The sequence below is a fragment of the Leifsonia sp. 10L418 genome (genome assembly GCF_056395445.1).
Genome location: NZ_JBFTJN010000001.1, coordinates 168,409 through 192,874, shown reverse-complemented (window position 1 = coordinate 192,874; position 24,466 = coordinate 168,409). Strand labels below are relative to the sequence as shown.

General features: G+C 65.7%; 23 protein-coding genes. 15 read left to right on the top strand and 8 right to left on the bottom strand.

Annotated features, from left to right (window positions below; genetic code table 11):
- The first annotated feature begins 16 nt into the window (after positions 1–16).
- Together moaA and AC1DCF_RS00865 are read left to right on the top strand one after the other, a co-directional pair.
- The gene (gene moaA / locus AC1DCF_RS00870; protein WP_477209367.1) at positions 17–1,135 is read left to right on the top strand and encodes a GTP 3',8-cyclase MoaA; all 1,119 of its coding nucleotides are present in this window, start codon (positions 17–19) and stop codon (positions 1,133–1,135) included.
- Positions 1,136–1,141: 6 nt separating this feature from the next.
- Complete coding sequence (locus tag AC1DCF_RS00865; protein ID WP_477209366.1) at positions 1,142–1,387, top strand: MoaD/ThiS family protein; 246 nt, start codon at positions 1,142–1,144, stop codon at positions 1,385–1,387.
- Between the two features lie 47 nt (positions 1,388–1,434).
- On the opposite strand, the gene AC1DCF_RS00860 is transcribed toward AC1DCF_RS00865, so the two are convergent.
- From AC1DCF_RS00860 to AC1DCF_RS00840, 5 genes are all read right to left on the bottom strand, one after another.
- Positions 1,435–2,658 (bottom strand): ThiF family adenylyltransferase, encoded by a 1,224-nt coding sequence (locus AC1DCF_RS00860; protein ID WP_477209365.1) that lies wholly within the window; start codon positions 2,656–2,658, stop codon positions 1,435–1,437.
- 99 nt (positions 2,659–2,757) lie between these two features.
- On the bottom strand, positions 2,758–3,186 hold the full coding sequence (locus AC1DCF_RS00855) for a molybdenum cofactor biosynthesis protein MoaE (protein WP_477209364.1): 429 nt from the start codon (positions 3,184–3,186) through the stop codon (positions 2,758–2,760).
- Positions 3,179–4,249, bottom strand: a complete 1,071-nt coding sequence (gene moaCB / locus AC1DCF_RS00850) for a bifunctional molybdenum cofactor biosynthesis protein MoaC/MoaB (protein ID WP_477209363.1) — start codon at positions 4,247–4,249, stop codon at positions 3,179–3,181. Before moaCB ends, AC1DCF_RS00855 begins: the two co-directional genes overlap by 8 nt.
- Positions 4,246–5,502 (bottom strand): molybdopterin molybdotransferase MoeA, encoded by a 1,257-nt coding sequence (locus AC1DCF_RS00845; RefSeq protein ID WP_477209362.1) that lies wholly within the window; start codon positions 5,500–5,502, stop codon positions 4,246–4,248. The genes moaCB and AC1DCF_RS00845 overlap by 4 nt, the downstream gene beginning before the upstream one ends.
- A 57-nt stretch (positions 5,503–5,559) precedes the next feature.
- Positions 5,560–6,204 (bottom strand): hypothetical protein, encoded by a 645-nt coding sequence (locus AC1DCF_RS00840; RefSeq protein WP_477209361.1) that lies wholly within the window; start codon positions 6,202–6,204, stop codon positions 5,560–5,562.
- Between the two features lie 121 nt (positions 6,205–6,325).
- Here AC1DCF_RS00840 and AC1DCF_RS00835 point away from each other — a divergent pair, with 121 nt between their 5' ends.
- The 9 genes from AC1DCF_RS00835 to AC1DCF_RS00795 are packed head-to-tail and all read left to right on the top strand — an operon-like array spanning position 6,326 to position 15,984.
- Positions 6,326–7,189, top strand: coding sequence for an FAD binding domain-containing protein (locus AC1DCF_RS00835; protein WP_477209360.1), 864 nt, complete (start codon positions 6,326–6,328; stop codon positions 7,187–7,189).
- Between the two features lie 49 nt (positions 7,190–7,238).
- Positions 7,239–7,811, top strand: a complete 573-nt coding sequence (locus AC1DCF_RS00830; RefSeq protein ID WP_477209359.1) for a (2Fe-2S)-binding protein — start codon at positions 7,239–7,241, stop codon at positions 7,809–7,811.
- Entirely contained in the window at positions 7,808–10,201 is a 2,394-nt protein-coding gene (locus AC1DCF_RS00825) for an aerobic carbon-monoxide dehydrogenase large subunit (RefSeq protein ID WP_477209358.1), read from the top strand. The genes AC1DCF_RS00830 and AC1DCF_RS00825 overlap by 4 nt, the downstream gene beginning before the upstream one ends.
- 36 nt (positions 10,202–10,237) lie before the next feature.
- Positions 10,238–11,149, top strand: coding sequence for an XdhC family protein (locus AC1DCF_RS00820; protein ID WP_477209357.1), 912 nt, complete (start codon positions 10,238–10,240; stop codon positions 11,147–11,149).
- Entirely contained in the window at positions 11,133–11,753 is a 621-nt protein-coding gene (locus AC1DCF_RS00815; RefSeq protein ID WP_477209356.1) for a nucleotidyltransferase family protein, read from the top strand. The genes AC1DCF_RS00820 and AC1DCF_RS00815 overlap by 17 nt, the downstream gene beginning before the upstream one ends.
- Positions 11,750–12,673, top strand: coding sequence for an AAA family ATPase (locus AC1DCF_RS00810; protein ID WP_477209355.1), 924 nt, complete (start codon positions 11,750–11,752; stop codon positions 12,671–12,673). Before AC1DCF_RS00815 ends, AC1DCF_RS00810 begins: the two co-directional genes overlap by 4 nt.
- Positions 12,612–13,985: a vWA domain-containing protein gene (locus AC1DCF_RS00805; RefSeq protein ID WP_477209354.1), complete on the top strand. Its 1,374-nt coding sequence runs from the start codon at positions 12,612–12,614 to the stop codon at positions 13,983–13,985. The genes AC1DCF_RS00810 and AC1DCF_RS00805 overlap by 62 nt, the downstream gene beginning before the upstream one ends.
- Positions 13,986–14,007: 22 nt before the next feature.
- Positions 14,008–14,817 (top strand): SRPBCC family protein, encoded by an 810-nt coding sequence (locus AC1DCF_RS00800; protein ID WP_477209353.1) that lies wholly within the window; start codon positions 14,008–14,010, stop codon positions 14,815–14,817.
- Positions 14,818–14,838: 21 nt separating this feature from the next.
- Positions 14,839–15,984, top strand: a complete 1,146-nt coding sequence (locus AC1DCF_RS00795) for an XdhC family protein (protein WP_477209352.1) — start codon at positions 14,839–14,841, stop codon at positions 15,982–15,984.
- A gap of 44 nt (positions 15,985–16,028) precedes the next feature.
- Here the strand turns inward: AC1DCF_RS00795 and AC1DCF_RS00790 are convergent, their stop codons facing one another.
- Both AC1DCF_RS00790 and AC1DCF_RS00785 read right to left on the bottom strand, forming a co-directional pair.
- The gene (locus AC1DCF_RS00790; protein ID WP_441790365.1) at positions 16,029–16,325 is read right to left on the bottom strand and encodes a putative quinol monooxygenase; all 297 of its coding nucleotides are present in this window, start codon (positions 16,323–16,325) and stop codon (positions 16,029–16,031) included.
- Between the two features lie 178 nt (positions 16,326–16,503).
- Positions 16,504–16,914, bottom strand: a complete 411-nt coding sequence (locus tag AC1DCF_RS00785; RefSeq protein WP_477209351.1) for a nitroreductase family deazaflavin-dependent oxidoreductase — start codon at positions 16,912–16,914, stop codon at positions 16,504–16,506.
- 205 nt (positions 16,915–17,119) lie between these two features.
- Between AC1DCF_RS00785 and AC1DCF_RS00780 the strand changes: the two genes are divergently transcribed.
- Positions 17,120–20,635, top strand: coding sequence for a right-handed parallel beta-helix repeat-containing protein (locus AC1DCF_RS00780; RefSeq protein ID WP_477209350.1), 3,516 nt, complete (start codon positions 17,120–17,122; stop codon positions 20,633–20,635).
- Positions 20,636–20,767: 132 nt separating this feature from the next.
- Here AC1DCF_RS00780 and AC1DCF_RS00775 read toward each other — a convergent pair whose 3' ends face one another.
- Entirely contained in the window at positions 20,768–21,166 is a 399-nt protein-coding gene (locus AC1DCF_RS00775) for a protein-tyrosine phosphatase family protein (protein ID WP_477209811.1), read from the bottom strand.
- A 270-nt stretch (positions 21,167–21,436) separates the two neighbouring features.
- Here AC1DCF_RS00775 and AC1DCF_RS00770 point away from each other — a divergent pair, with 270 nt between their 5' ends.
- The 3 genes from AC1DCF_RS00770 (at position 21,437) to AC1DCF_RS00760 (ending at position 24,460) form a co-directional block, all read left to right on the top strand.
- Positions 21,437–22,636: a DUF2254 family protein gene (locus AC1DCF_RS00770; protein ID WP_477209349.1), complete on the top strand. Its 1,200-nt coding sequence runs from the start codon at positions 21,437–21,439 to the stop codon at positions 22,634–22,636.
- A gap of 106 nt (positions 22,637–22,742) precedes the next feature.
- The gene (locus AC1DCF_RS00765) at positions 22,743–23,291 is read left to right on the top strand and encodes a hypothetical protein (RefSeq protein WP_441790370.1); all 549 of its coding nucleotides are present in this window, start codon (positions 22,743–22,745) and stop codon (positions 23,289–23,291) included.
- A gap of 23 nt (positions 23,292–23,314) precedes the next feature.
- Entirely contained in the window at positions 23,315–24,460 is a 1,146-nt protein-coding gene (locus AC1DCF_RS00760; protein ID WP_477209348.1) for a DUF4331 family protein, read from the top strand.
- Positions 24,461–24,466 lie beyond the last annotated feature (6 nt).

The following is a 24,466-nucleotide window of genomic DNA, read 5'->3' as shown; positions in this document are numbered from 1 at the left end:
GGGTTAGGGTGAGGCCATGACGGACACCCGAGTGCGTGTATCGACACCGTTCTTCTTCCGCGACGTGTCGGAAATCCCGGTTGAGAGGGACCAGCCGACCGGAACGGTCGTTGATGCCCGGAACCGTCCGCTCCGGGACCTCCGTATCTCTGTCACCGATCGCTGCAACTTTCGTTGCGTCTATTGCATGCCGAAAGAGATCTTCGGTCGGGATTTTGCTTTTCTGGAGCGGGACGAACTCCTGTCGTTCGAGGAGATCACCCGGCTCGCCCGAATCGCCGTCGCACACGGGGTTCAGAAGATCCGTCTCACCGGCGGCGAACCCCTCTTGCGCAAGGGGATTGAGGAACTGATCGGCATGCTCGCCGCGGTGAAGACGCCGGATGGCGGTGCGCTCGACATCGCACTGACGACCAATGGAGCGGCCCTCGCCGTCAAAGCACAGGCATTGAAGGACGCGGGTTTGACGCGAATCACCGTTTCACTGGACTCGCTCGACGACGCGACCTTTCGAACGATGAACGACGTGAATTTTCCCATCTCCCGAGTTCTCCGCGGCATCGAGGCCGCGCACGAGGTCGGCCTCGGACCGATCAAGATCAACATGGTGGTCAAGCGCGGCCTGAACGATCAGGACGTGGTGGCGATGGCGCGTCATTTCAAAGGCTCACCGTACATTCTGCGTTTCATCGAATTCATGGATGTGGGCAGCAGCAACGGGTGGAAGATGGCTGAGGTGGTTCCCTCGAGCGAAGTCATCAGCCGCATCGCCGCCGAGTTTCCGCTCGCCGAGGTCGCCCCGAACTATGGCGGGGAGACATCGGCGAGATGGCGCTATCGTGACGGGTCCGGTGAGATCGGTGTGATTTCAAGTGTCACGGCGTCGTTCTGTGGGTCCTGCACGCGGGCGCGCGTCTCGGCCGAGGGGAAACTGTTCACCTGCCTGTTCGCGACGGACGGCCATGATCTCCGTGCATTGATGCGTGCGGGCTGTTCGGACGACCAGCTGTCGGCCGTCCTGGCGCAGATCTGGCGGGACCGGTCCGATCGCTACTCCGACTTGCGGAGTGCGACCACGCGTCACACCGAAGCGAAGGGGCGGAAGAAGATTGAGATGTCTTACATCGGCGGGTGAACGAACATGATCGTGCAAATCAGATACTTCGCGGCTGCTGCCGATGCTGCGGGCTGTGAGGAGGAAGGGCTCGTCGTTGCGGATGAGGCCACGCTGGGCGCACTGATGACGCTCCTGGGCGAGCGTTACGGCCCGGACATGCAGAAGGTCGTGACGTCCGGATCATTCCTGATCGACCGTGTGGTTCGCCGGGATCCTGACTTTCCACTGTCGGACCGGATTGACGTGCTGCCTCCGTTCGCCGGAGGGTGACGAACTCAGTCGTACGAGCTCAGCCGTGCCGGCTCAGTACCGGGTCCTCAGTACCGGGTCATCGAGGGGTCGACCGTCGCCGCGAAAGCATCGATGCCGCCTTCCAGCTCCTGCACGTTCTGCACCCCATGGGCGCGCAAGACAGAGGATGCGCGTGTGGACCTGCTGCCGTGATGGCAGTAAACGACGACCGGGACATCCTTGCGAATACGTGCAAGTGATGCCTCGATCGTGGCGAGGGGGATGAGCTCGGAACCGGCGATTCTGACGATCTCGGACTCGAACGGCTCACGAACGTCGACGAGTTGCAAGGGCTCGGAACCGGCCATCCGCAGCGACAGCTCGAGCGGAGTGATCATCTGCGTTGTCGCCCGCCCATCGGTTGCGAGCGCGACATCCGTCTGAACGATGTGGCAGAAAAGGTCGTAATCGATCAATTCGGTGATCGGCTCGGCGTCCGGGGCCGAGCTATAGCTCAGCTCCCGGTAGCGACCGGTGAGTGCGTCGTAGGTGGTGATCCTGCCGAGCAACGGTTCACCGAGTCCGGTGAGCAGCTTGATCGTCTCGGTCGCCATGATCGAGCCGATCGCGGCACAGACGCTCGGCAGCACCCCGCCGTCTGAGCAGGACAGCACATCGCCGGCGTCGGGCGGCGTGGGAAACAGATCGCGATAGTTCGGTCCGAAGCCGGCGAACGCAACCCCGGCTTGGCCGCTGTACCGCAATATCGCGCCCCAGACCAATGGCTTCTGGGCGATCGCCGCAGCGTCGTTGGTGAGATAGCGTGTGGCGAAATTGTCGCTGCCGTCCATGATCAGGTCATAGCCGGAGATGATCTCCAGCGCGTTGCCGGCCTCCAGACGCATCCGATGCCGGTTCACCGTGACGGCCGGGTCGATCGCAGAAATGGCGTCGGCGATCGAGTCGACTTTGCTACGACCGATGTCCGTGACCCCGTGCACAACCTGGCGGTGCAAATTGGAGAGCTCGACGACATCCGTGTCGATGACACCGATCGTGCCGACCCCGGCGGAGGCGAGGTAGGGGATGCTCGCGCTTCCGAGGCCGCCGGCGCCGACGACGAGTACCCGGGCGTGTGCAAGCCGACGTTGTGCGATTTCTCCAAAACCAGGCAGGAGCAGCTGACGGCTGAATCGCGCCAGGCGGTCCGCGGCCAACGGGGGGCCGGGTTCCACGACGGCGGGCGGTCGTATCGCGGGTGCCGCCGCCGCAGCTGTGCCTTCCCGTGAACGCAGGGTTCTTGAATCCACAGAGACCTCCAGAGAGTCACCAACGTCGCCATCCTAGGCTCATCGCCTGTTTCAAGCAGGTCACTGAGTCGGAGACGGAGCGACCCCGCTCGCCGTGACCTATTCCGCGGACGCGTCGAGCCCGACCCACTCCGGAGCGCCGGAGGGGAAGTGCTGGCGCTTCCAAATCGGAACGGACTGCTTGATCAGCTCGACGAGCTCGGCGCAGGCAGCGAAGGCCTCGGCTCGGTGCGGTGCGGCGACCGCGGCGACCAGCGCGATATCACCGATCAGGAGGGAACCGGTGCGGTGGATGGCGGCGACGCGCAGACCGGTCTGGCCGGCAATGCGCTCGCAGCATTCGCGGAGCACGCGTTCGGCTTCGGGATGCGACTGGTAGTCGAGCGCGGTGACCTCGCGCTCCTGGTCGTGGTTGCGCACAATCCCCTGGAACGAAACGACGGCACCGTTTTCGGGTGAGAGCACGAAGTCATCAACCACGGCCGGATCAATGGGCGTGGCCGAGATCGCCGCGAAGACCTCAATCATGTGCCGACTCCTCGTGCGCTGGGCCCTCGTGCGCTGAACCTTCGTGCGCTGGCTCCCCGTGGCGTGCCGATCCGGACACCTGGTCGACCAGATGGTCGAGCACCGGATCGAGCACCTCAAGACCGTCGCGCACCCCGCCGGGCGAACCGGGCAGATTGATCACGACCGTGCGCCCGGCCGTACCGGCCAGCCCGCGGCTGAGCGCCGCCATCGGCGTGGCCTCGGATCCCCGACGACGCAGCGCCTCTGCGAGGCCCGGCAGCTCGCGGTCGAGCAGGTCCGCGGTCGCCTCTGGCGTCGCATCCATGGGGGAGACACCTGTGCCCCCGGTCGTGATGATCACGGCCGGCTGGGCGTCCACCGCCTCGGCGAGAGCGCCGGCGATGTCGGCATCCGCCACCACGGACACGGCCGCGGTGTCGTATCCGTGCCGGCGCAGCCACCCGGCGATGACCGGCCCGGTCGTGTCTTCGCGCTCGCCGGCTGCGCCACGGGTCGACGCGACGATGACGCGCGCGGTGCGCCCAGCGGCGGCACGGGTGCGGGCCGAGACCGGAGCATCGGCGGCAGCGTGCCCGGTACTGCGCTGCCACAGACTGCGCTGCCAGTTGCCGCGCTTGCCGCCGCTCTTCTGCTCCAGACGCACATCGGTGAGCATCGCGGCCGGGTCGACCGCCTTGACCATATCGTGCAGAGTGAGCCCGGCAACGGTCACCGCGGTCAGCGCCTCCATCTCGACACCGGTCTGTCCGCGCGTTCGCGCCACCGCTTCGATCTCGATCGAGTCCTCGCCGAGTTCGAAGTCGACCGTCACCGAGGACAGTGCCACCTGGTGGCACAACGGGATGAGCTCTGAGGTCTTCTTGGCGCCCGAAATACCGGCGATGCGTGCGGTGGCGAGCACGTCGGCCTTGGGCAGGCCCTCGGCGCGCACCAGCGCGAGCACCTCGGCGGTCGTCACGAACCGGGCCCTGGCCACCGCCGTCCGGGCCGTCTCGGCTTTCTTGCCCACATCGATCATGCGCGCCCGCCCGTCGCCGTCCAGATGAGTCAAGTCGGTCATAGTGCCCACACTCCCACATCCTGCCCCGCGGCAAGGTCGGTGATCCCCCGGGGGATGTCCAGGAGTACGTCCGCACGGGCCATTGCGGCCACGAGGTGTGAGCCAGCCCCGGCCACGATCTCGACCGTGCCGTCGTCGAGCATGCGCCCGCGCAGGAACTGCCGTTTTCCGACGACGGATGCCACCGGCCCCGCGAGCCGCCGGGTTGTCGGCGGTAGGGCGGTCAGGCCGGCCGCCCGGCGGAGGATCGGCCGGAGGAACACGACGAACGAGACCTGGGTGCTCACCGGGTTTCCCGGAAAGCAGACGACCGGCACCCCGTCGACGACCGCGGTCGCCTGGGGTCCGCCCGGCTGCATGTCGACGTGGCCGACGACCGCACCGAGCGGTTCGAGCGCCTCGCGCACAACCTCGTATGCGCCCTGGGAGACGCCGCCCGACGTGACAACGAGGTCCGCCGCTCGGGTCGCGCGCGTGAGAATGCTCAGGAATTCGCCGGTATCGTCACTGCTCGACACCGCGAGCACCAGCTCGGCTCCGGCCTCCGTGACGGCGGCGGACAGCGCGACGAGGTTGGCGTCGAAAATCTGGCCCGATGCCAGGGCGGCACCGGCCGGCGCGAGTTCGGCGCCGGTCGTGATGACGGCGACCCGCACCCGTCGAAGCACCAGGACTGAATTCTGCCCGCCCGCCGCGAGCGCGGCCAGATGCCGGGGTGCCAGACGCAGCCCGGCCGGCACGAGCAATTCACCGCGGCGCAAGTCGCTGCCGCGTTCCCGCACGAAGTCTCCGGCGCCACGCGGAGTCGTGATGGTGACGGATGCGCCGACGAGCGTTGCAAAAGAGCCCCGGTCGGTCGAGCCCGGGTCGGCGAAGCCTGGATCAGCACTGGGTCGGGTGTCTTCGACCGGAACCACGCAATCGGCGCCGTCTGGCACGATCGCGCCGGTCATGATCCGGGTCACGGTGCCGGGCTCCAGCGCCGGCGGCTGCACATGGCCGGCCGGAATGTCTCCGTTGACCGGCAGGGTCACCGGCGCGCCGATCAGATCGGCTGCCCAGGCGGCAAAACCGTCCATCTGCGAGTTTCGGAACAGAGGCAGGTCGACAGCTGCCAACACGTCGATCGCCGTAATCCGGCCGAGCGCGTCGGAGAGCGGCACGGTCTCAGTGCCAGTTCCGGTACCGGCGAGACCAAGCGGCCCCGTCAGCATCCGTTCGATCGCGCGGGCATGCTCATCGACGCTTGTCATTGTCACCTGCTCGGTCTGCGTAAGCGGATCATCCTGTCAGAGTAGACCAACGCCGAATCAGACGGCCATCGCGGCCATGGCCGTGATCATGCAACCGGAGCACGCAAGCTGGAACGCTCCGTCCGGCGAGTGACGCCGTATCCCCGGCACACTCAGCACCGCAGTGCAGAACGCCCACGCCACGAGGACCAGCCAGATCATCACGCCTCCGGCCAGGGCGAGGTGGGATCCGCCCGAGTGAACCCCTCCGAGCTGTGCCGCCGAAGTGAGCTGCGCCGAACTGAGCTGCACTGAACCGAGCTGAACTGAGGTGAGCTGCGCCGCCGCACTGTGCACCGGCATGAGCAGTACCGCCGCTGCCATGAAGGCGATATCGATGACGGTCGCGGCCACGGTCGTCCTCTGAGCGTGCGCCAGGGGCCGTCGGCGTCTGATCCGCACCGCGACAACGCCGGTCACGACCAGAAGCAGAACGGCAATCGTCAGCGAAGCCGCAGTGAAGGGGGAGAAATCGGGCAAGAGCAGCGCCCCGAGCATGATCGCACCCGTCCCGAGCATGCCGGTCGTACCAACCGTCCCGATCGTGCCCAGCCCACCGGAGACGCGCAGGGGAGAACTCCGATGTCGTCCGACGGCCGCAGCCATGCCCCCGACGACGAGCGTCACCGCAATAATCATCGGGAGTGCGCTGTCCGCTGCCATTCGCGACATCCTTCGCTCAGAGGCATGTTGACATCCCGGATGCCTCGAGGCAAGCTGTGCCATAATTGAGGGAACCTCAGTTACTGGCGGTGCTCACCGAGGAGCCGCCGAGGAGGTCACTGTGCAAATTCCGGCTCCATTCGACTACGCCAGAGCGACCACCGTCGCTGATGCTCTCGCTCTCCTCGAACGTCACGGCCCCGAGTCACGCGTCATTGCCGGCGGGCACAGCCTGCTGCCGATGATGAAGCTCAGACTGGCCAGACCAGAGTGGCTGATCGACATCAACGACCTGTTCGAGCTCGATTTCATCCTGCGCGACGGCAATCAGTTGCGCGTGGGCGCGATGACCCGCCACGCGACGCTCTTGGAGTCCGCGGAGATTGCCGGGCTCTTCCCGATCTTCGCCGATGCCGAACGCGTGATCGCGGACCCCGTGGTGCGCAACCGCGGAACCATCGGAGGGTCGCTCTGTCAGGGGGACCCGGCGGAGGACCTCTCAACCGTCTGTGACGTCCTGCGTGGGGAGGCGGTGATCCAGGGGCCCGGCGGGGAACGAATCCTCACGATGAGCGAGTTCCACAAGGGACCCTATGAAACCGCGGTGGGGCAGAACGAATTGCTGCGTGAGATCCGCTTCCCGATCCGTTCCCGGTCCGGAAGCGCCTACGAGAAGGTCGAGCGTCGTGTCGGCGACTGGGCGATTGTGGCGGCCGGAGCGGCGGTCTCGCTCGCGGAGGACGGCACGATCGACGACGTCGCCATCGGCCTCACCGCGGTCGGAGTCGAGGGAACCATTGCCCCGGCCGAAACCGTACTGCGAGGCGAAAAGCCGCATGAAGAACTGTTCGTCGAGGCCGGCCGCCTCGCTGCCCTCGCCAGCAATCCGGTCGCAGACCAGCGGGGGCCGATCGAGTACAAGCGTCACTTGTCTGACGAACTGGTCCGCCGGGTGCTGCGCCGTGCGTGCGAGCGCGCGGCCTGATCCCCGTCACCGACATCCCCGTCACCGATAACCCAGGAAGGCTAAGCCGATGCAGATCAGCATGACCGTGAACGGCTCCGACGTCACGAGCGAGATCGAGCCTCGCGTGTTGCTCGTTCATTACATTCGCGACGTACTCGGGATGACCGGCACACATTGGGGATGTGACACCACCAACTGCGGAACCTGCGTTGTGCTGATGGACGGTCAACCCGTGAAGTCGTGCACCGTGCTTGCGGCCATGGCCGACGGGCATGCGATCACCACCGTCGAGGGACTGGCAATCGGAGGCACCCTCGATCCTGTGCAGCAGGGGTTCATGGAGGAACACGGCCTGCAATGCGGGTTCTGCACGCCAGGCATGATGCTGACGTCCCGTGCCCTGCTCGACGCCAACCCGCATCCGACCGACGCCGAGATCCGTGAGGCCATTTCCGGTCAGATGTGTCGGTGCACCGGTTACGCCACCATCGTTCGCTCCGTGCAGTGGGCGGCCGAACATCCCCAGAGAATTCCCGAAACGGATGAGATGGCCGAGACGGTCGAGATGGCCGTGACAGACGAAATGGTCGAGATACACGAACGCATCGCGGACGCTACCGGAGAAGAAGTAGGCGCATGACTATTGCAATGGATCATCCAGCCAACCCGGCGGCCGGTGATGCGGACCGCCCGATCGGGTATGGCCGCATCCAACGTAAGGAAGACCCACGGTTCGTTCGCGGCAAGGGTCACTATGTCGATGACATCGTGCTTCCCGGCATGCTGCACGGCGTCATCCTGCGTTCGCCCGTCGCACACGCCCGCCTGGTCTCGATCGACACGAGCCGGGCGCTGGCCCACCCGGGTGTGAAGGCTGTCATCACCGGCCAAGATCTGCTCGGCCTGAACCTCGCCTGGGCGCCCACGCTGTCCGCCGATGTGCAGGCCGTGCTCGTCACCGACAAGGTGCGGTTCCAGGGGCAGGAGGTCGCCTTCGTCATCGCTGACGACCGTTACGCCGCCCGCGACGCTGTCGAGCTCATCGATGTCGAATACGACGTGTTGCAGCCGATGACGGATGCCCGGCGAGCGTTGGACCCCGACGCGCCCGTCATCCGGGACGAAATCGAGGGCAGAACCGACAACAAGATCTTCGAGTGGGAAGCGGGAGACGCGGCCGCGACCGACGCGGTCTTCGCCTCGGCGGATGTCATCGTGTCCCAGGAACTCGTCTACCCGCGCGTGCACCCGGCGCCGATGGAGACCTGCGGCGCCGTCGCAGACTTCGAACCGATCGACGGCACGTTGACCCTGTACGAGACGTCGCAGGCCCCGCACGCCCACCGCACGTTGTTCGCGATTGTCGCCGGTATCCCCGAGCACAAGATCCGCATCGTTTCACCGGATATCGGGGGCGGCTTCGGCAACAAGGTGGGCATCTACCCGGGGTACGTTCTCGCAGTCGTCGGCTCGATCGTCACGGGCAAACCGGTGAAGTGGGTCGAAGACCGGTCAGAGAACCTGATGTCCACGTCGTTCGCCCGCGATTACATCATGCAGGGCGAGATCGCGGCCACGAAAGAGGGAAAGATCCTCGCGGTGAGAACGAATGTGCTCGCCGACCATGGCGCTTTCAACGCCACGGCCCAGCCCTCGAAGTATCCGGCCGGCTTCTTCCACATCTTCACCGGCAGCTACGACCTGCAAGCGGCACACTGCACGGTGACGGGCGTGTACACGAACAAGGCGCCGGGCGGTGTCGCTTACGCCTGCTCGTTCCGGGTCACGGAAGCCGTGTACCTCGTCGAACGGCTGGTTGACATGCTCGCCCACAAGCTTGAGATGGACCCCGCGGAGTTGCGGCTGAAGAACTTCATCAAGCCGGAACAGTTCCCGTACCCGAACAAGACCGGGTGGGAGTACGACTCCGGCAACTATGAGCGGGCGATGCGCCTGTCGATGGAGATCGCCGGATACGACGAACTCCGGCGGGAGCAGAAGGAGAAGCGCGAGCGCGGTGAACTGATGGGCATCGGCATCTCGTTCTTCACCGAAACCGTCGGAGCCGGCCCGCGCAAACATATGGATATTGTCGGCCTCGGTATGGCGGACGGCGCCGAACTCCGCATCCATCCCACCGGCAAGGCCGTTGTGCGCATCTCCGTTCAGTCCCAGGGGCAGGGGCATGAGACCACATTCGCCCAGATCGTTGCCGAGGAGATCGGCATCCCGCCAGAGGACATCGACGTCGTGCACGGTGACACCGACCAGACGCCGTTCGGGCTGGGCACCTACGGGAGCCGGTCGACCCCCGTAAGCGGTGGCGCCGTCGCCCTCGTCGCCCGCAAAGTGCGGGAGAAGGCGAAGTTCATCGCCGCGGCCATGCTCGAGACACGCCCGGAAGACCTGGAATGGGAGAAGGGCCGCTGGTTCGTTAAGGGGGACCCAAGCGTCGGAAAGACCATCGCTGAGATCGCGATGGGAGCACACGGAACGGTGACGCTGCCCGAAGGCATCGACGGAAATCTGGACGCCGAGGTGACCTACGACCCGCCGAATCTGACCTTCCCGTTCGGGGCCTACATTTGCGTCGTCGACGTCGACCCGGGGACCGGCCACGTGAAAGTGCGGCGATTCATCGCGGTCGACGACTGCGGAACCCGGATCAACCCGATGATCATCGAAGGCCAGGTGCACGGCGGCCTGACCGACGGCGTGGGCATGGCGTTGATGCAGATCATCGAGTTCGACGAAGCGGGCAACAATCTCGGCGGCTCGTTCATGGACTACCTCATCCCGACCGCGACGGAGGTGCCGAACTGGGAAACCGGCTTCACCGTGACCCCCTCACCGCACCACCCGATCGGAGCCAAGGGCATCGGCGAGTCGGCCACGGTCGGCTCACCTCCGGCCATCGTCAATGCAATAGTCGATGCCCTGTCGCCCCTCGGCGTCACGCACATCGACATGCCCTGCACACCGGCCAGAGTCTGGGAGGCCATGCAGGGCCGAGCACGGCCGCCGGTCTGACATGGCGTTTCTGACAGGGCTGTGTGGGGAGGAACAATGACGGGAGTAGCGGCAACGAGAGAAACTCTCACCGAGAGGGCACAGGAACTCGCCGCACGCCGCGAGCCTTTCGTGCGCGCCACTGTGGTTCGCGCGCAGCATCCGACGAGCGCGCAGGCCGGCGATACCGCCCTAGTGAGTGCGAACGGGGACATCGACGGGTTTGTCGGCGGCAATTGCGTCGAAGCCTCGGTGCGTGTGTACGCGCTGCAGACACTCTCCACTGCGGAGCCGCTCCTGCTCCGCGTTGTGCCTGGGGAACCGTCCGACCGTGAGGAAGAGGGTGCCGTGGAAGTCTCGAACCCCTGCCTCAGCGGAGGCGCGATCGAGATATTCCTGGAACCCCGGCTACCGGCGCCCCGGGTGCTCGTCGTGGGGGAGACCCCCATCGCGCAGGCCCTGGCGACATTGGGGTTGGGCCTGGGGCTCGACATCGAACTCACCACGGGCACTGCCGCAGCGCCTCAGGCCGACGACGCCGCCATCATCGTCGCCTCGCACGGCAAAGACGAGGAGCCGGCATTGACTGCGGCGCTCGCCGCGGGGGTTCCCTACGTCGCGCTCGTGGCGAGCGAGGTCAGAGGGGCCGCCGTGCTGGCCTCCCTCGACGTCGACGAGGAGCAGCGCGCTCGCGTATTCAGCCCGGCCGGGCTGGAGTTGGGCGCCCGCACGCCGGGCGAGATCGCACTGTCGATCCTGGCCCAGCTGGTCTCCGAGCGGGCCAGGAACCGACCGGCGAAGCCGGCACCGACGGTTCCCACCGCGATCGACCCGGTCTGCGGAATGACCGTCGCGGCTGTGGAGTCGACCATCCACATCGAACGGGACGGCGTCACGACGTATTTCTGTTCAGAAGGATGCCGCATAAGCTTCCTCGCCCATCCGGAGCAGTATGCCGTCGCGTCCTGAACTGAGGGTGGCCGGACTCGTCCTGGCCGCCGGGGCGTCCCGCCGATTCGGCAGCCCGAAGCAACTTCTTCCCTATGGCGACGGGGTTCTCCTCGACGCCGCGCTGGAGACCGCCAGAAACAGCGGTTTCGACCAAATCGTCCTCGCGCTCGGCGGGGCCGCGGCCGAGGTGCGGCAGACAGTCGACACCCACGACGTCGATGTGGTCGAGAATCTCGACTACGACACCGGATGCTCGTCATCGATCGCTACGGCTATCCCGGCCCTGCATCCGCAGACCGATGTCCTCGTGCTCCTGCTCGGCGACCAACCCGGGGTACGCCCGGAAAACGTGCGCCACCTACTCGACGGGCGAGGGGAGTCGAGCATTGCGGTGTGCCGCTACGAGAACGGTGTCGGGCATCCGTTCGCGTTCGCTCGCTCCGAACTGCCGACACTGGCCGCGCTGCACGGTGACAAGGCCGTGTGGAAACTTCTCGAGCAGCGAGCAGCCGAAGTCACCGAGGTGCCCATCGACGGGGCGGTCCCGCTGGACGTCAACACCCAGGAGGATTACGAGCTGGTTCTCGCACTGCGGGCCGGAGCAGAGCGGAGCCCCCGATGAGCGGCCCGGCGCGCGTGGGCGCCGAAGACGACGTGCGTCGACTCATCCCCGACGTCGCCACCCTCCAGGAGGCGCTGGCTGCGGGCGACTACCTGGCCGACGTCGGGCTGGCAACGGCGTTGTTCCTGGCTGTGCGCCTGCCGCAGCCGATCCTGCTCGAGGGCGAACCCGGGGTCGGCAAGACCGAGGCGGCGAAGGCACTGGCCCGGGTACTCGACACGCCACTGTTCCGGCTGCAGTGCTACGAGGGAATCGACGCCGGGGAGGCGCTCTACGAATGGAACTACCCCCGCCAGATGCTGGGGATCCGGCTGGCCGAGGTGCGGGACATTCAACTAGAGGAAACCGAACTGTTCGGGCCGGAGTATCTGCTGCGCCGGCCGCTGCTTCAGGCGATCGAGCATCAAGGTCCGCGCCCGGCCGTTTTGCTGCTGGACGAGATCGATCGGGCCGACGCCGAATTCGAGGCCTTCACATTCGAGCTGTTGGCCGAGGCGGCCGTGACGATTCCCGAGCTGGGGACTGTTCGGGCGGCGCATCCGCCGATTATGATCCTCACCAGCAATCGCACCCGGGATCTGCATGACGCGCTGACCCGTCGTTGCCTGTACCACTGGATCGATTACCCCGGGCCCGAACGGATCGCCGAGATCGTGCGGAGGCGGGTGCCGAGCAGCGCCGAGTCCATCGCACTCGAGGCCGCGTCGGCCATCACGAAGCTGCGCTCCCTTGACCTGGTCAAACCTCCAGGGATCGCCGAGGCCATCGACTGGGTGTCGGCGCTCACGGTGCTCGGCGTCGACCGCCTTGACGCGCAGACCGTCGACCAGACCTGGGGGACCGTTGTGAAGAACCGTGATGACCTCGACCTGGCCGTGGCGCGCGGGGCCGACTGGCTCGTGGGGGCTGGCCGTGAGTGAGACAGCCACGGGCGAGACGGCACGAAGTGTGCGCTCCGATTCGCGACCGGGCGTGGAGGTGGCCGCGCTCGCCGCAGGGTTCGCGACGGCGTTGCGCCGGGCGGGGTTGTCGTCGTCCCCTGACCGTGCGGCGCGGCTGGCCGAGGCGCTCCGGCTCGTTCCGCCCGAGTCCCGTGAGCCGCTGTACTGGGCGTGCAGGGTGGTGTTCGTTACTAGCAGAGAGCAGTTGCCGCTTTTCGACGCGGTCTTCTCCGCCGTGTTCGATGGGCTGCAGGACCCCGCGGAGTACCGAGGCGAACAGAACGCACCGCCGGCGATCGGGTCGGAACCAATCACGCCCGAACCGATCAATCCGGAGCTGCGGACTCGTCCGGCGGCGGCAGACAACCGCCCCTTCGGAGAGGCGGAGGAGGAAGTGAAATCGCGCCCTCCCGCCCCGATGCCCGGCAGGGAGGAATCGGGGGACCGTCCTGCACCCCCGCGGGAGACGATCCTGATGTTGGCCTCGACCGACGAGCAGCCGCACGACATGTCGTTCGCTGAACTCGGACCGGACGAGATCGTCCAGATGCGGTCCCTGGTGCGGCAGATCGTGTTGTCGACACCGGAACGTCGCACCCGTCGTACCCGTCGGTCGCCGAACAACCGGGAGCGGTTAGACATCCGGCGCACTGTTCGTGCGGCGCAGAGCACGGGCGGCGACGCGACGCGGCTGGTCTATGCGCGTCGACGCCCACGCCCGAGACGGCTGGTGTTGTTGTGTGATGTGTCTGGGTCGATGGAGCCCTTCACCCGGGTGTTCCTTTCCTTCCTGCAGGGGGCAGTGAGCGGGGCGCAAGCGGAGGCGTTCGTGTTTTCCACCCGGCTCACCAGGCTCACCCGCCAGCTGGCGGTCCGCGACCCGGACCAGGCGCTCGCGCAAGCCGCAGCGAGCGCCTCCGACTGGGCGGGCGGAACCCGGCTCGCGGAGAGTATCCGTCGTTTCTTGGACGATTTCGGGCGCCGTGGCCTCGCCAGAGGCGCCGTTGTCGTGGTGTTCTCCGATGGCTGGGCGCAGGACGATCCGGCGTTCGTGGATGCCCAAATGGCACGCCTGAGGCGGTTGGCCTACCGAATCATCTGGGTCAATCCGCGCAAGGTGGCTCGCGGCTATCAGCCGCTGGTCGGCGGAATGGCTGCGGCGCTGCCCTACTGCGACGCCTTCGTCAGCGGACACAGTTATACGGCCCTGGCCGAAGTGGCGGCGGCGATTCACGCCGATCGCACCAGTGCACAGTTCAACCAGAGGCGTCTCAATCAGAGGCCGCGATGATGCTCAACCAGAGGACTACATAATGCAACTCGAAAGCACGTTCTCCGTCGTCGCACCGATCGACGAGGTATGGGAAACCCTGATGGACTTCGAGCGGGTCGCCGGCTGCGTTCCGGGCGCGCAGGTACTCAACAAGTTGTCAGAGGACGCCTACCAGGTCGGTCTGAAAGTGAAGCTGGGACCGGTGAGTATGCAATACCGAGGGCAGCTGACCGTCGTTGACCGCGACGCTACGGCACACCGGGCGGCGTTCGAGGGGAAGGCGCAGGAGATCCGCGGGCAGGGAACGGCGCAGGGAACGGCGACCCTGGTGCTGGTCGAGTCAGCAGGCACGACGACCGGCACCGTCAGTGCTGACGTGGACCTCTCCGGCAAGGTCGCGGCCATGGGGAAGAGCATCATTGGCGGCGTCACCGACCAGATGATGGCCCTCTTCGCCGAGAACCTGCAGAAGATGGTGGGGGAGGCGCGGGAGGAGACCGCCGGGGAACCGCGCGAGAGCATTCGCGAAGACGCATCCGGGGAGCGGCCGACGGAACCGGGGGAGCCGAGCGTGGAGCCGGCGGGGTCACCCCAGGTGCGGTCAGCGTCGTCGCGGCCGTCGCAGTCTCCTTCTCCGAGCACCGGGACGCCGAACACCGGCCCGAGTCTGAACGCGGTCGCGCTGGTCACGGGGATGATGATGGACCGGCTCACGCCCACCAAACTGCTGTACCTCGTCGCCGCGGTCGCATACGTCGGCTACCGTCTCGGCCGACGTTCGGTGAGCCGCACGCCTTCGAGCCGCGTAGTTTCGAGCCGCACGCCTTCGTGCCGCACGGTCTCGAGATAAGACACTGGAGGTCAGATCGACATGCGTGACGTGCTGGGAGCGCTGACGCAAAGCTGGCAGAAGGGCGACACTGCAGGGCTGGCCACTGTCGTGCGCACCTTCGAATCGGCGCCGCGGTCCGCTGGCGCGTCAATGCTGGTGACCGCCGACGGGAGCGTCGTCGGTTCGGTGTCCGGTGGCTGTGTCGAGGGAGCGGTCTACGACCTCGCCACCGAGGTGATCGCTTCTGGGTCGCCGGTGCTCGTGCGGTACGGAATCAGCGACGATGACGCGTTCTCGGTCGGGCTGACCTGCGGCGGCATCCTGGACGTTTTCGTCGAACCGGTCTCTCCGCGCACCTTCGGAGAGCTGGACGCGGTGCGGCAGGACATCGAAGACTCCCGACCGGTTGCGGTCGCGACGGTGATTGAGCATCCGGATGCCGGCTGGCTCGGTCGCCACCTCGTCGTGAGGCCGCACGGATTCGAAGGCGATCTGGGGTCCGAGCAGTCCAATCGCGCCATCAGCGATGACGCCCAGGGGTTACTCGCGGCCGGCCGCAACACGACCCTGACCTACGGGCCAGACGGTGAGCGGCAGGGCGAGGGAATGCGGGTCTTCTTCTCCAGCTTCGCGCCCCGGCCGCGGATGCTTGTCTTCGGTGCTATCGACTTTGCCGCCGCGCTGACCAGATTGGCGAAATTCCTCGGATATCGGGTCACCGTCTGTGACGCTCGGGAGGTGTTTGCGACGAAGGCGCGGTTTCCAGACGCCGACGAGGTGATCGTCTCGTGGCCGCACAACTATCTCACCGAACAGTTCGCCGCCGGACTGCTCGATGCGCGCACCGTGATCTGCGTGCTCACCCACGACCCGAAATTCGATGTGCCGCTGCTCGAGGTGGCACTGCGCGGTCCGCAGATCGCTTACATCGGCGCGATGGGCTCCCGTCGCACGCACGATGACCGACTGAGGCGACTGCGCGAGGCCGGGGTCAGTGACGCTGAACTCTCACAGCTGCACAGCCCGATCGGCTTGGATCTCGGGTCGAGAACCCCGGAAGAGACGGCGGTTTCGATTGCGGCGGAGATCCTGGCGCTGCAGTGGGGTGGCAGTCGGGAACCGCTCAGACAGCTCGCTGACCGGATCCATCACGACGAGCAGCACGAGCCGTACACGGCTGGGTAGCGACTGCGACTACTTCGCTGCAGCACCCACTTCACTTGCTGCGCCTATTTGACGGCGATGAGCTCGATCATCCGGATGTCCGGATCTTTCGCGAGGAGATTCGGTCCCTGCTCGCCGAGTGCGGCCGGAATCGCGCCATTCAGGTGAGCCTGACGGCCCTCCTCCGTCTCGAATGTGTCAAAGATGCCGAAGGTCTTTTCATCGACACGGAAGGCGTACCAGGTTTTTGTGTCCGGCTCGTTGAGCACAATGTCTCGGCCGCTGTTGAGGAAACTCCACACTTCCTGCTCTTTTCCGGGCTTGGCTTCCACCAGCGCCAGTAGCCCAAATTTGAGTGCCATCGCAGTCTCCTCGTCCTCGTCGGAATCGGCCTTGCGGTCGTGTCCTGAGTCTAAGAAGATGCTCGGGCCTGAACAAGGGGACCGGCTGTTCGGGACGACGGGACCGGTCCGGACTTCTCGGTGACAGCCACGTGGCGGCGCGGCCGCGCCGCATTCGGACGGATGTGTGGCAAACGCCCTACGCGCTACCCGGCGTCCGCCGCGTCAGCGCGATGGCCGCGGGGAATCGGCCGACCACCCGCCTGAAGGCCGGTTTCGACAGGGCTGCAGCCTCCTTCCCCCCGATCAGACGAGGTGCGATCGCCTCATATTCGCGGCCTTTCCACGTGATGCTCGCGCCGCCGGCCGCCAGTACGTTTCTCGCCCAGTTGGTCTGTGCGCCCCACGGCAGGCCGATGAGGAAGTCTGTGGACGACACCGTCGGCACGAGCGCGATCGGAGTCGCGTACAGGGTTCCGCTTCGTCGCCCGCGGTGATGCACGATCGCCCACAGGGGCACCCACCGTCGCCCGGCGAGCGCCCGCGCAAACGGTTCGCTCGCCCGTACGGCCCACCGGGGCGGCCCCTCCGCACGGCTCGATTCGCCCATGGTTCAATCATCCGCTCTTTCCATTGAATTGGAGCGGCGGCGAGGCGTGCTCGTGTACATGACCCGGGGAACATCGGAGGTGTTCTTCGCAGGTTGCCCCCCAAAAGGTTGACGCGTGTCGAGAAGTCCCACTAGCCTCGGCACGATAGATCGGATGTTTCCGCCGATTCACAGTTTTCGGCACACGATGAACAAAGGAGTTCCAGTGTCAGTTCAGGTCACCCTCAAGAACGGCGCGGCCCCCGGGCCGCGTCATCGACTTCGGGCCATCGCCGCTGCGGGTATCGCTGCCGTCGCCCTGTCCACGCTCACCGCCCTCCCTGCGCACGCCGCCGAGGCCGTCACCGTCTTCGTTGCCACGAACGGGAGCGATGACAATGCCGGCACGTCCGCGGAAACACCCGTCAAGACTGTGGCGAAGGCACAGGAGCTCGTCCGCAACGCCCTCCCCGATGGAGTCCCCGTTACCGTGCAGCTCGCTGAAGGCGACTACTACCTCGACTCCACCCTCGCGCTGACCAACGCCGACTCGGGCACCGATGCCGCGCCGGTCCGCTGGGTCGGCGCGGGCGAGGGCGCCACGATCAACGGCGGCCGCGAACTCACCGGCGCCTGGACGCCCACCGAGGCGGATCCGAGCGTCATGGTGACCGATGTCCCCACCGGCATCGACTTCGATGAGCTCTTCGTCGACGACTCCCGCCAGGTCATGGCGCGCTACCCGAACTGGGACGACAGCGCATCTCGTCTCGAGGGCACGACATCGATGGCGACGCTGAACTCCCGTTCGGCCAACTGGTCTAAGCCGTCGACCGGCTACGTCCGCGCCATGCACTGCCACGACTGGGGCAGCGTTTCGTTCACGATCGCCGGGCGGAGCGACAACGCCCTCCAGTTGACGTTCGTCGGCGACAACAACCGCCCGCAGGACTGCAATGCCGCCCTGCCGATGAACGCAAACGCGGTCATGGTCGAGAACATCCGGGAGGAACTCGACGCCACGAACGAATGGTTCCTCGATCGCGACGCGAACAAGCTCTACCTCAAGACTGCTCCGGGTGTGGACCTCTCCACCGCTACCGTCGAAGTCGGCGAACTCGACCAACTCGTCACTCTGACCGGCGCCTCCTCCGCAGACCCGATCCACGACATCACCTTCGAGAACCTCAGCTTCAAGCGCACCCACCGCACGCTCTTCAACAGCCCCTTCGTCAACCTGTCGCGGGGCGACTGGTCCGTCGTTGCCAAGGGCGCGGCCTCTGTCAAGAACAGCCGGAACGTCACGTTCACGTCGTCATCTTTCACGGACCTCGGCGGCAACGGCATCTTCCTTGAGGGATACAACAGCGGCACCGAGATCACCGCGAGCCGGTTCGAGAACAACGGCGCCACCGACATCCAGGTCGTCGGGTCACCGAACGCCGTCCGCAACTACGCCGACAACTACTTCACCACCCCACGGATCAGCGATCTCGGCAGCGGACCGAAAACCGAAGACTACCCGCGCGATGTCCTCATCGAGGGCAACGTCATGAGGAACAACGGGCGCTACGAGAAGCAGACCTCGTCTGTGAACATCGCCATGGCGCTCGACATCACCGTTCGCGGAAACTCGCTCTCGGACAGCCCACGCGCATGCCTCAATTTCTCCGACAACACGTGGGGAGGGCACCTTATTCAGGACAACGACATTTTCGACTGCGTACGGGAGACGGGTGACAACGGCTCGATCAACTCGTGGGGTCGCAGTCGATTCTGGAAGACGGGCGCTGCGAATGACGCCTTCGCGAGCCTCGCCGACGGAGTCACGTTCATGGGGAACACCGGAGGGCCGCTGACGGCCGAACAGGCCAGAGCCATGATGAAGCTCGACGTCGTCAAGCCGATCACGATCGACCACAACCGGTTCTGGCACAGCGGCGACTGGGCGATCGACCTCGACGACGGCTCATCCAATTTCGTGATGACGAACAACGTGCTTCTCAAAGGCGGCGTCAAACTCCGCGACGGCTTCGATCGAACTCTGCGCAACAACCTCCTCCTCGATGGGGCGACGTTCGAGCAAGTGAGCTACATGCCCGGTGGTGACGTCATCGAGAAGAACATCACTCTCGGCCGGCTTCCCTACGACAACGTGCTCAACGACACCGCTCGCGCGCAGTACGCGATCGGCAAGAACCTCTTCTGGAATGCCGGAGCCGCGATCGACGTGAAGCCGAGAGGCGGTACCACCGAGAAGCTGTCTGCCGACGGCGCGACGATCAACACGGCGTCGAGCTGGTACACGGCCGGGATGGACCGGGACTCGAAGGTCGGCGACCCGGCATTCTCCGCTGCCGACCCGACCGGGGACTACGACTTCACCGTCGCCGGCACGTCACCGGCATTGGTGCTCGGCTACCAGAACATCCCGATGACGGGCTTCGGCGCCGCCGACGGCGCGCTCCCGCCGAAGGCAGTGCTCCCGACCGGCACGACCGGCCCCGACCCGATCGAACTTGCCCACCGCAAGTATGTCGAGAAGCTCTGGGGTGGCAATATCGCCAATATCACCACCACGGCGGAGCAGTCGTCGTATGCGATCAGCGACTTCAAGGGCGTCAAGTTCGTCTCCGTCCCGGACGGCAGCCTCGCTGCGACGGCAGGTCTACGCACCGACGACCTGATCCGCACGGTCAACGGGACCGAGGTCACGGAACAACGCAACTCGTTCTGGCAGGCCTACAACGCTCTACCGGCCGGTTCGTCGATCACCCTCGGCGTACGCCGGGCTTCGACGAACGTGACGGTGGAGCTCTCGAAGCCGACAGACGCCGAGACCCTCAACAACACCTCCGGCGTCATCTACCGGACCGCTCAAGCACCCACTCAGGAGTCGTGGATCTGGCGCGACGCATCGCGGGGCGGGGCGGGCGCCTGGCTGGACGACATCGACGCGACGCAGAATCTCGGCGACTCGTGGGAGCTGACGTTCAACGGGACCGGAATCGACCTCATCTCTCAGATCAACAGCGACCTCGGCGACGTCGACATCACGCTCGACGGCGCGTTCCGCACGACGCAGTCCTTCTACAGCGACACCCGGATGCACCAGCAGACGGTGCTCTCGATCAGCGGCCTGGCTCCAGGCGTTCACACGATCACCGGCACAATGAAATCGGGCAGCTACATGATCGTCGATGCGTTCACCATCCACCCGGCGGGCGAGGACGCCGAAGCGCCGACGATCACGCTCACGGCATCGCCGGCCAAGCCGGCGACCGGTTGGTTCACGGGCGACGTTATTGTCACCGCGGAAGCGACCGACGCCCTCGATGATGCGCCATCAATCGAGATCTCGACTGGTTCGGGATGGAAGCCGTACGCCGCGCCGCTCGCCATCACCACCGACGGCACAACGATCGTGAAGGCACGAGCCACCGACGCCTCCGGCAATGTCTCCGAGGAAGCCACAGTCACTGTCAAGCGCGACACGACCGCTCCGCTCACCTCGGCGAAGGTCGATACCAAGAAGCGGATCGTCACACTGACGGCGACGGACGCGACGTCGGGTGTCGCTGTCATCGAGTACCGGATCGGAACCGGGAAGTTCCAGCCGTACACCGGGCCGATTCAGGTTGGCAAGGGCGCGACGACCATCGAGTACCGCGCCGTCGACGTCGCCGGTCGCACCGAGTCGTTACGGACGCTCGAACTCGCTCGGAAGGCCGGACCGAAGTAGGGCGCGGCGAAGGATCCAGCAACGACCGAGTTCGAGTCACGTGAGTCACGCGGGTGGGCGCGCATCAGCGCCCGCCCGCGTCTTTCGTTCCCCTGACCCGCTGCCGGGCCGTGCCTGGCCCAGGCGTTTCGATCAGCCCGCGGAAAAGTGGGCGACGTAACGGCGTTGCCACAGTGTTTCGACTGCGCGGGGGTTGTAGTGTTCGCGAACGAACTTCACTGCCTTGTCAGCGGGCACACCGTCGAGCACGGCAATACACGCCAGTGCGGTGCCGGTGCGCCCCTGACCGCCATCACAGGCGATCTCGACGCGCTCCGTCTCCGATCGGAGCCACGCTTCACGCAGTGCATCGTTTGCATCGTTGCGATCCCTCGGCAGCCCAAAGTCGGGCCATCGCACCCATCGTGTTTCCCATTCGAAGGCTGCTGGAATCTGTGCCAGAAGATAGATCGCGAAATCGGGGATCGCACCACTGGGTATCGGTTGACTGAGCCCACGTCCGCGCAGAAGTCGACCCGACGGCAAACGCATCACACCGAATCCGTCAGCATTCCAACTATTGAGCACGATCCCAAGATACCTGCCGGCCGAAGACAAGACCGTCCTCTATGGCCGGGCGCCGGCTGTTGCAGCGGCCGACGTCGCCACCCACGTGCCAGAGCGCGGCTGACATCGCGCGGGAGACGGCCAAGACCGGCAGTTCCTGACGTGGGACACTGGGGGAGAGTCCCTGCATTCCCGTCGGATGACGCGATCCGCGTGCCAGCCGATCGGTCTGAGTTGATGCCCTGGGAGGTTGTGATGCCCGTCCTACCCCGGCGATTGCTGCGTGCACGGCGCCGATTGCGTGCCGACCTTGCGCAGATGTTCTGCGCACTGATCGGACTGGCCCTTGGTGTCGCACTGCCCCGTGTGTCCGTCGGGCCAACCGTGCAGGGCGACCGACTCTCAGAGCTGCTGTTCACACTCGGCATCGGGGTGATCGGTGTGGTCAGCATCGTCTTCTCACTGCTCTTCGGGGTGGTGCAATGGTCCGCCAGCACCTTCTCTCCACGCTTGAACCTCTTTCGCGGCGACCCGCTGGTGTGGCGCACCTTTGCCCTGGCCGTCGGCGTCTTCACCTTCGCCGTGACCGCCGGAGTGGTCAGCCTCAACTCGACCGACGTGACCGTGCTCGTGCCGGCCACAGCGATACTCGCCGCGCTTGTCACGTTCGGGCTGATACGGGCATTGCAGATTCGCGCATTTCTGTCGCTCCAGCTGGCCTCTGTTCTCGACGCCGTGACCTCGCGCGGCCGCGCCGTGATCGCCGCTGTTTACCCGTTGCGCTCGGAGCCACCACCTGCGACAGACGAGCCTTCTGCGGAGCTACCCGAACTGCGGCGCACCGTGACCTGGGCCGGTGCGCCCGGTGTTGTTCAGCAGCTGGAACTCCGATGGCTGATCGAGGCGGCCACGCGAGCAGACGCATTGGTGGTGTTCCGTGTCGGCGTGGGAGACACCGTGCACGATGAGTCGCCGCTTGCCGACATCCACGGAGGTGAGCTGAGCGATCAGGTCGTACGCGCGGCAGTGGTGCGCGGCGCCGAGCGCTCGTTCGGCCAGGACCCAATGCTGGCTTTCCGGTTGCTTGCAGACATCGCGCTCCGAGCGCTGTCGCCGTCGGTCAACGACCCGGCGACCGCAGTGGATTCCATCGACGCTACCGAGGGGCTGCTGCGGGCGGTGGCGATGAGGGAGCTGGCAGTGGCGGATGTGACGGATGCCGCTGGTGATACACGGGTCCGGCTGGTGCTTCCCGCGTGGGAGGACTACCTGCGCGTCGCCATCGAGGATCTGATGCAGTTCGCGACACCGTTCACCATGGTGCTCGAACGACTCCGGCGGCTACTGGTCAATCTGCTCGAAATCTGGCCTGCCTCCCACGCACCGTTGCTCCAGCTCCAGAGCCGGGTGAACGCCGCCCTTCTCGCAGCGCAGCCGACGACGCCACGGGAATGAACCCATCCGTTCAAATTTCGATCCTTCCTCACCACGATTCGATGCGCGTGAGGAGCCAACGCAGTTCCTTGGGCGGTCCCGGGGGAGGCCTGCTATAGTCCCTCGCATGGCCACATCAGAGGGTGGAATAACGCAGCCGGGACTCAGTGTCGGACCGACGAGCGAGTTCAGTTTGTTCTTCCGCGTCAAGCCGGGCGAGGGGCCGCCATTGCGCGCCGCGCTCGTCGATCTGCAGGACACGCCTGGCTACCGGCCCGGTGACTACGGGATGGCGGTTCAGACAATTCACGAGGCGCGGTTCGTCATGTTCGACGACGACACGCGGCTCGCATTCGTAACCAGCTTCGATGGCCCGTGGGACGCCTACATGGAGGACTTCTTCACCTCTGGTCCAACCTTGGCGCTGTTCGACGTCATCTTCCGCCATGTCGAAGGATACGACGGGCTGCCCGACCTGGCCGCCCTGCGGGCCTTTATCCTCGACGCCGAGCAATCGGCAGCCGCATACGCCCGGAACTACGGCGGGACGGTGAGAGAGATCCGGAAGGCTCAGCGTGTGAACAACGCCTTCCAACAGGTGCTCGACCACCCTCAGGCCGCAGAGATCCTCCAGCATCCAGCGCTGAAGCCTCTGTTGGACGAGGCCGGCGACTAAACGCAACAGAGACGGGCACTGTCATGTCGGACCACATTTCTGGGCCACGCGCCCTCGCCAACCCGATCGCGGACATCACGGACGTGTATGCATTCCCCAGCCCCGAGCGGCCGGGCTGGCTCGTGCTTGTCCTGAACACCTTGCCGATGGCCAAGCCCTCCGATTTGTTCTCCGAGGGTCTGCTGTACCGCTTCCGCCTTCGGCCACTCCACCAGCCGAGCCCGAACGACGCCGGGTGGGGGTTCGTTCCCGGGGATGAGGAGATCGTCGTGGAGTGCGTGTTCGACGCTCCGGACGACGCTCCGGGCAATGCCGAGGAGCAGCCGAGCCGTCAGCAACAGGGCACCTGCAGTGGTCCCTCAGGACAAATCTCCTTCCTCGTCAACGATCCGCAAGGAGGTGCTGGGCACGGCATGAGGGTCTTCGCCGGCACGCGCTGGGACCCGTTCATCATGGATGCCCGCGCCGCCCTGGCGACGATCGCGACCCGGAAGCTCGCTTTCACCGATCCCGGCTCGATCTTCCTCGACGGCAAGAACGTGCTCAGCGTCGTCGTCGAGATCGAGACCAGCCTCTTGCCAGGCGGGGATCTCGTGGGCGTCGTTGCTGAAACCCTCACCAGGGGAACATTCAACGTCAGGATCGAACGAGTGGGTCGCCCCGAGGTGAAGAACATGATGCTCGCACCGAAAGATTTCGATACCGTGAACCGGGATCTCGAGATCCGCGACCTATACAACATGGATAACGCGTTCCACCTCGGAGACTCCTACCTGAGCGCCTACCGAGCGCGACTGGACGCCAACCTCGCCTTTTGGGATTCCCTGGACGGAAAGATGGACTGGCCCATTGACGCGAACGGCCGTCACCCGCTGACAGACCTGATGCTCGCTGACTATCTGATCGTCGACGTCACGAAGCCCTATCTCGAGCACGGCTCGTTCCTCGAGATCGAGCTCGCCGCACGGCGAGGCGAAGTTCACCAGACGTGCGGGGGTCGCACGTTGAACGACGATGTGATGGACACGATCTTCACCCAGCTCGTCAACGCTGGTCAGGGCCCGACCATCCGCGATGGCGTCGACTCCGCCACCCAGCAAGCCACTGGCAGCTTCCCGTACCTGGCGACGGCGAATCCGAACCCGCCCGAACCCCCCGAGCACCACTGAGCACGA

Bases quoted from the DNA above. Each gene is read 5' to 3' on its own strand.
- AC1DCF_RS00815 (WP_477209356.1), top strand. From the start codon at position 11,133: ATGCCGTCGCGTCCTGAACTGAGGGTGGCCGGACTCGTCCTGGCCGCC.
- AC1DCF_RS00865 (WP_477209366.1), top strand. From the start codon at position 1,142: ATGATCGTGCAAATCAGATACTTCGCGGCTGCTGCCGATGCTGCGGGC.
- AC1DCF_RS00830 (WP_477209359.1), top strand. From the start codon at position 7,239: ATGCAGATCAGCATGACCGTGAACGGCTCCGACGTCACGAGCGAGATC.
- AC1DCF_RS00760 (WP_477209348.1), top strand. From the start codon at position 23,315: ATGTCGGACCACATTTCTGGGCCACGCGCCCTCGCCAACCCGATCGCG.
- AC1DCF_RS00800 (WP_477209353.1), top strand. From the start codon at position 14,008: ATGCAACTCGAAAGCACGTTCTCCGTCGTCGCACCGATCGACGAGGTA.
- AC1DCF_RS00845 (WP_477209362.1), bottom strand. From the start codon at position 5,502: ATGACAAGCGTCGATGAGCATGCCCGCGCGATCGAACGGATGCTGACG.
- AC1DCF_RS00775 (WP_477209811.1), bottom strand. From the start codon at position 21,166: ATGCGTTTGCCGTCGGGTCGACTTCTGCGCGGACGTGGGCTCAGTCAA.
- AC1DCF_RS00820 (WP_477209357.1), top strand. From the start codon at position 10,238: ATGACGGGAGTAGCGGCAACGAGAGAAACTCTCACCGAGAGGGCACAG.
- moaA (WP_477209367.1), top strand. From the start codon at position 17: ATGACGGACACCCGAGTGCGTGTATCGACACCGTTCTTCTTCCGCGAC.
- AC1DCF_RS00855 (WP_477209364.1), bottom strand. From the start codon at position 3,186: ATGATTGAGGTCTTCGCGGCGATCTCGGCCACGCCCATTGATCCGGCC.
- AC1DCF_RS00785 (WP_477209351.1), bottom strand. From the start codon at position 16,914: ATGGGCGAATCGAGCCGTGCGGAGGGGCCGCCCCGGTGGGCCGTACGG.
- AC1DCF_RS00795 (WP_477209352.1), top strand. From the start codon at position 14,839: ATGCGTGACGTGCTGGGAGCGCTGACGCAAAGCTGGCAGAAGGGCGAC.
- AC1DCF_RS00825 (WP_477209358.1), top strand. From the start codon at position 7,808: ATGACTATTGCAATGGATCATCCAGCCAACCCGGCGGCCGGTGATGCG.
- AC1DCF_RS00810 (WP_477209355.1), top strand. From the start codon at position 11,750: ATGAGCGGCCCGGCGCGCGTGGGCGCCGAAGACGACGTGCGTCGACTC.
- AC1DCF_RS00790 (WP_441790365.1), bottom strand. From the start codon at position 16,325: ATGGCACTCAAATTTGGGCTACTGGCGCTGGTGGAAGCCAAGCCCGGA.
- moaCB (WP_477209363.1), bottom strand. From the start codon at position 4,249: ATGACCGACTTGACTCATCTGGACGGCGACGGGCGGGCGCGCATGATC.
- AC1DCF_RS00805 (WP_477209354.1), top strand. From the start codon at position 12,612: ATGACCTCGACCTGGCCGTGGCGCGCGGGGCCGACTGGCTCGTGGGGG.
- AC1DCF_RS00840 (WP_477209361.1), bottom strand. From the start codon at position 6,204: ATGGCAGCGGACAGCGCACTCCCGATGATTATTGCGGTGACGCTCGTC.
- AC1DCF_RS00765 (WP_441790370.1), top strand. From the start codon at position 22,743: ATGGCCACATCAGAGGGTGGAATAACGCAGCCGGGACTCAGTGTCGGA.
- AC1DCF_RS00770 (WP_477209349.1), top strand. From the start codon at position 21,437: ATGCCCGTCCTACCCCGGCGATTGCTGCGTGCACGGCGCCGATTGCGT.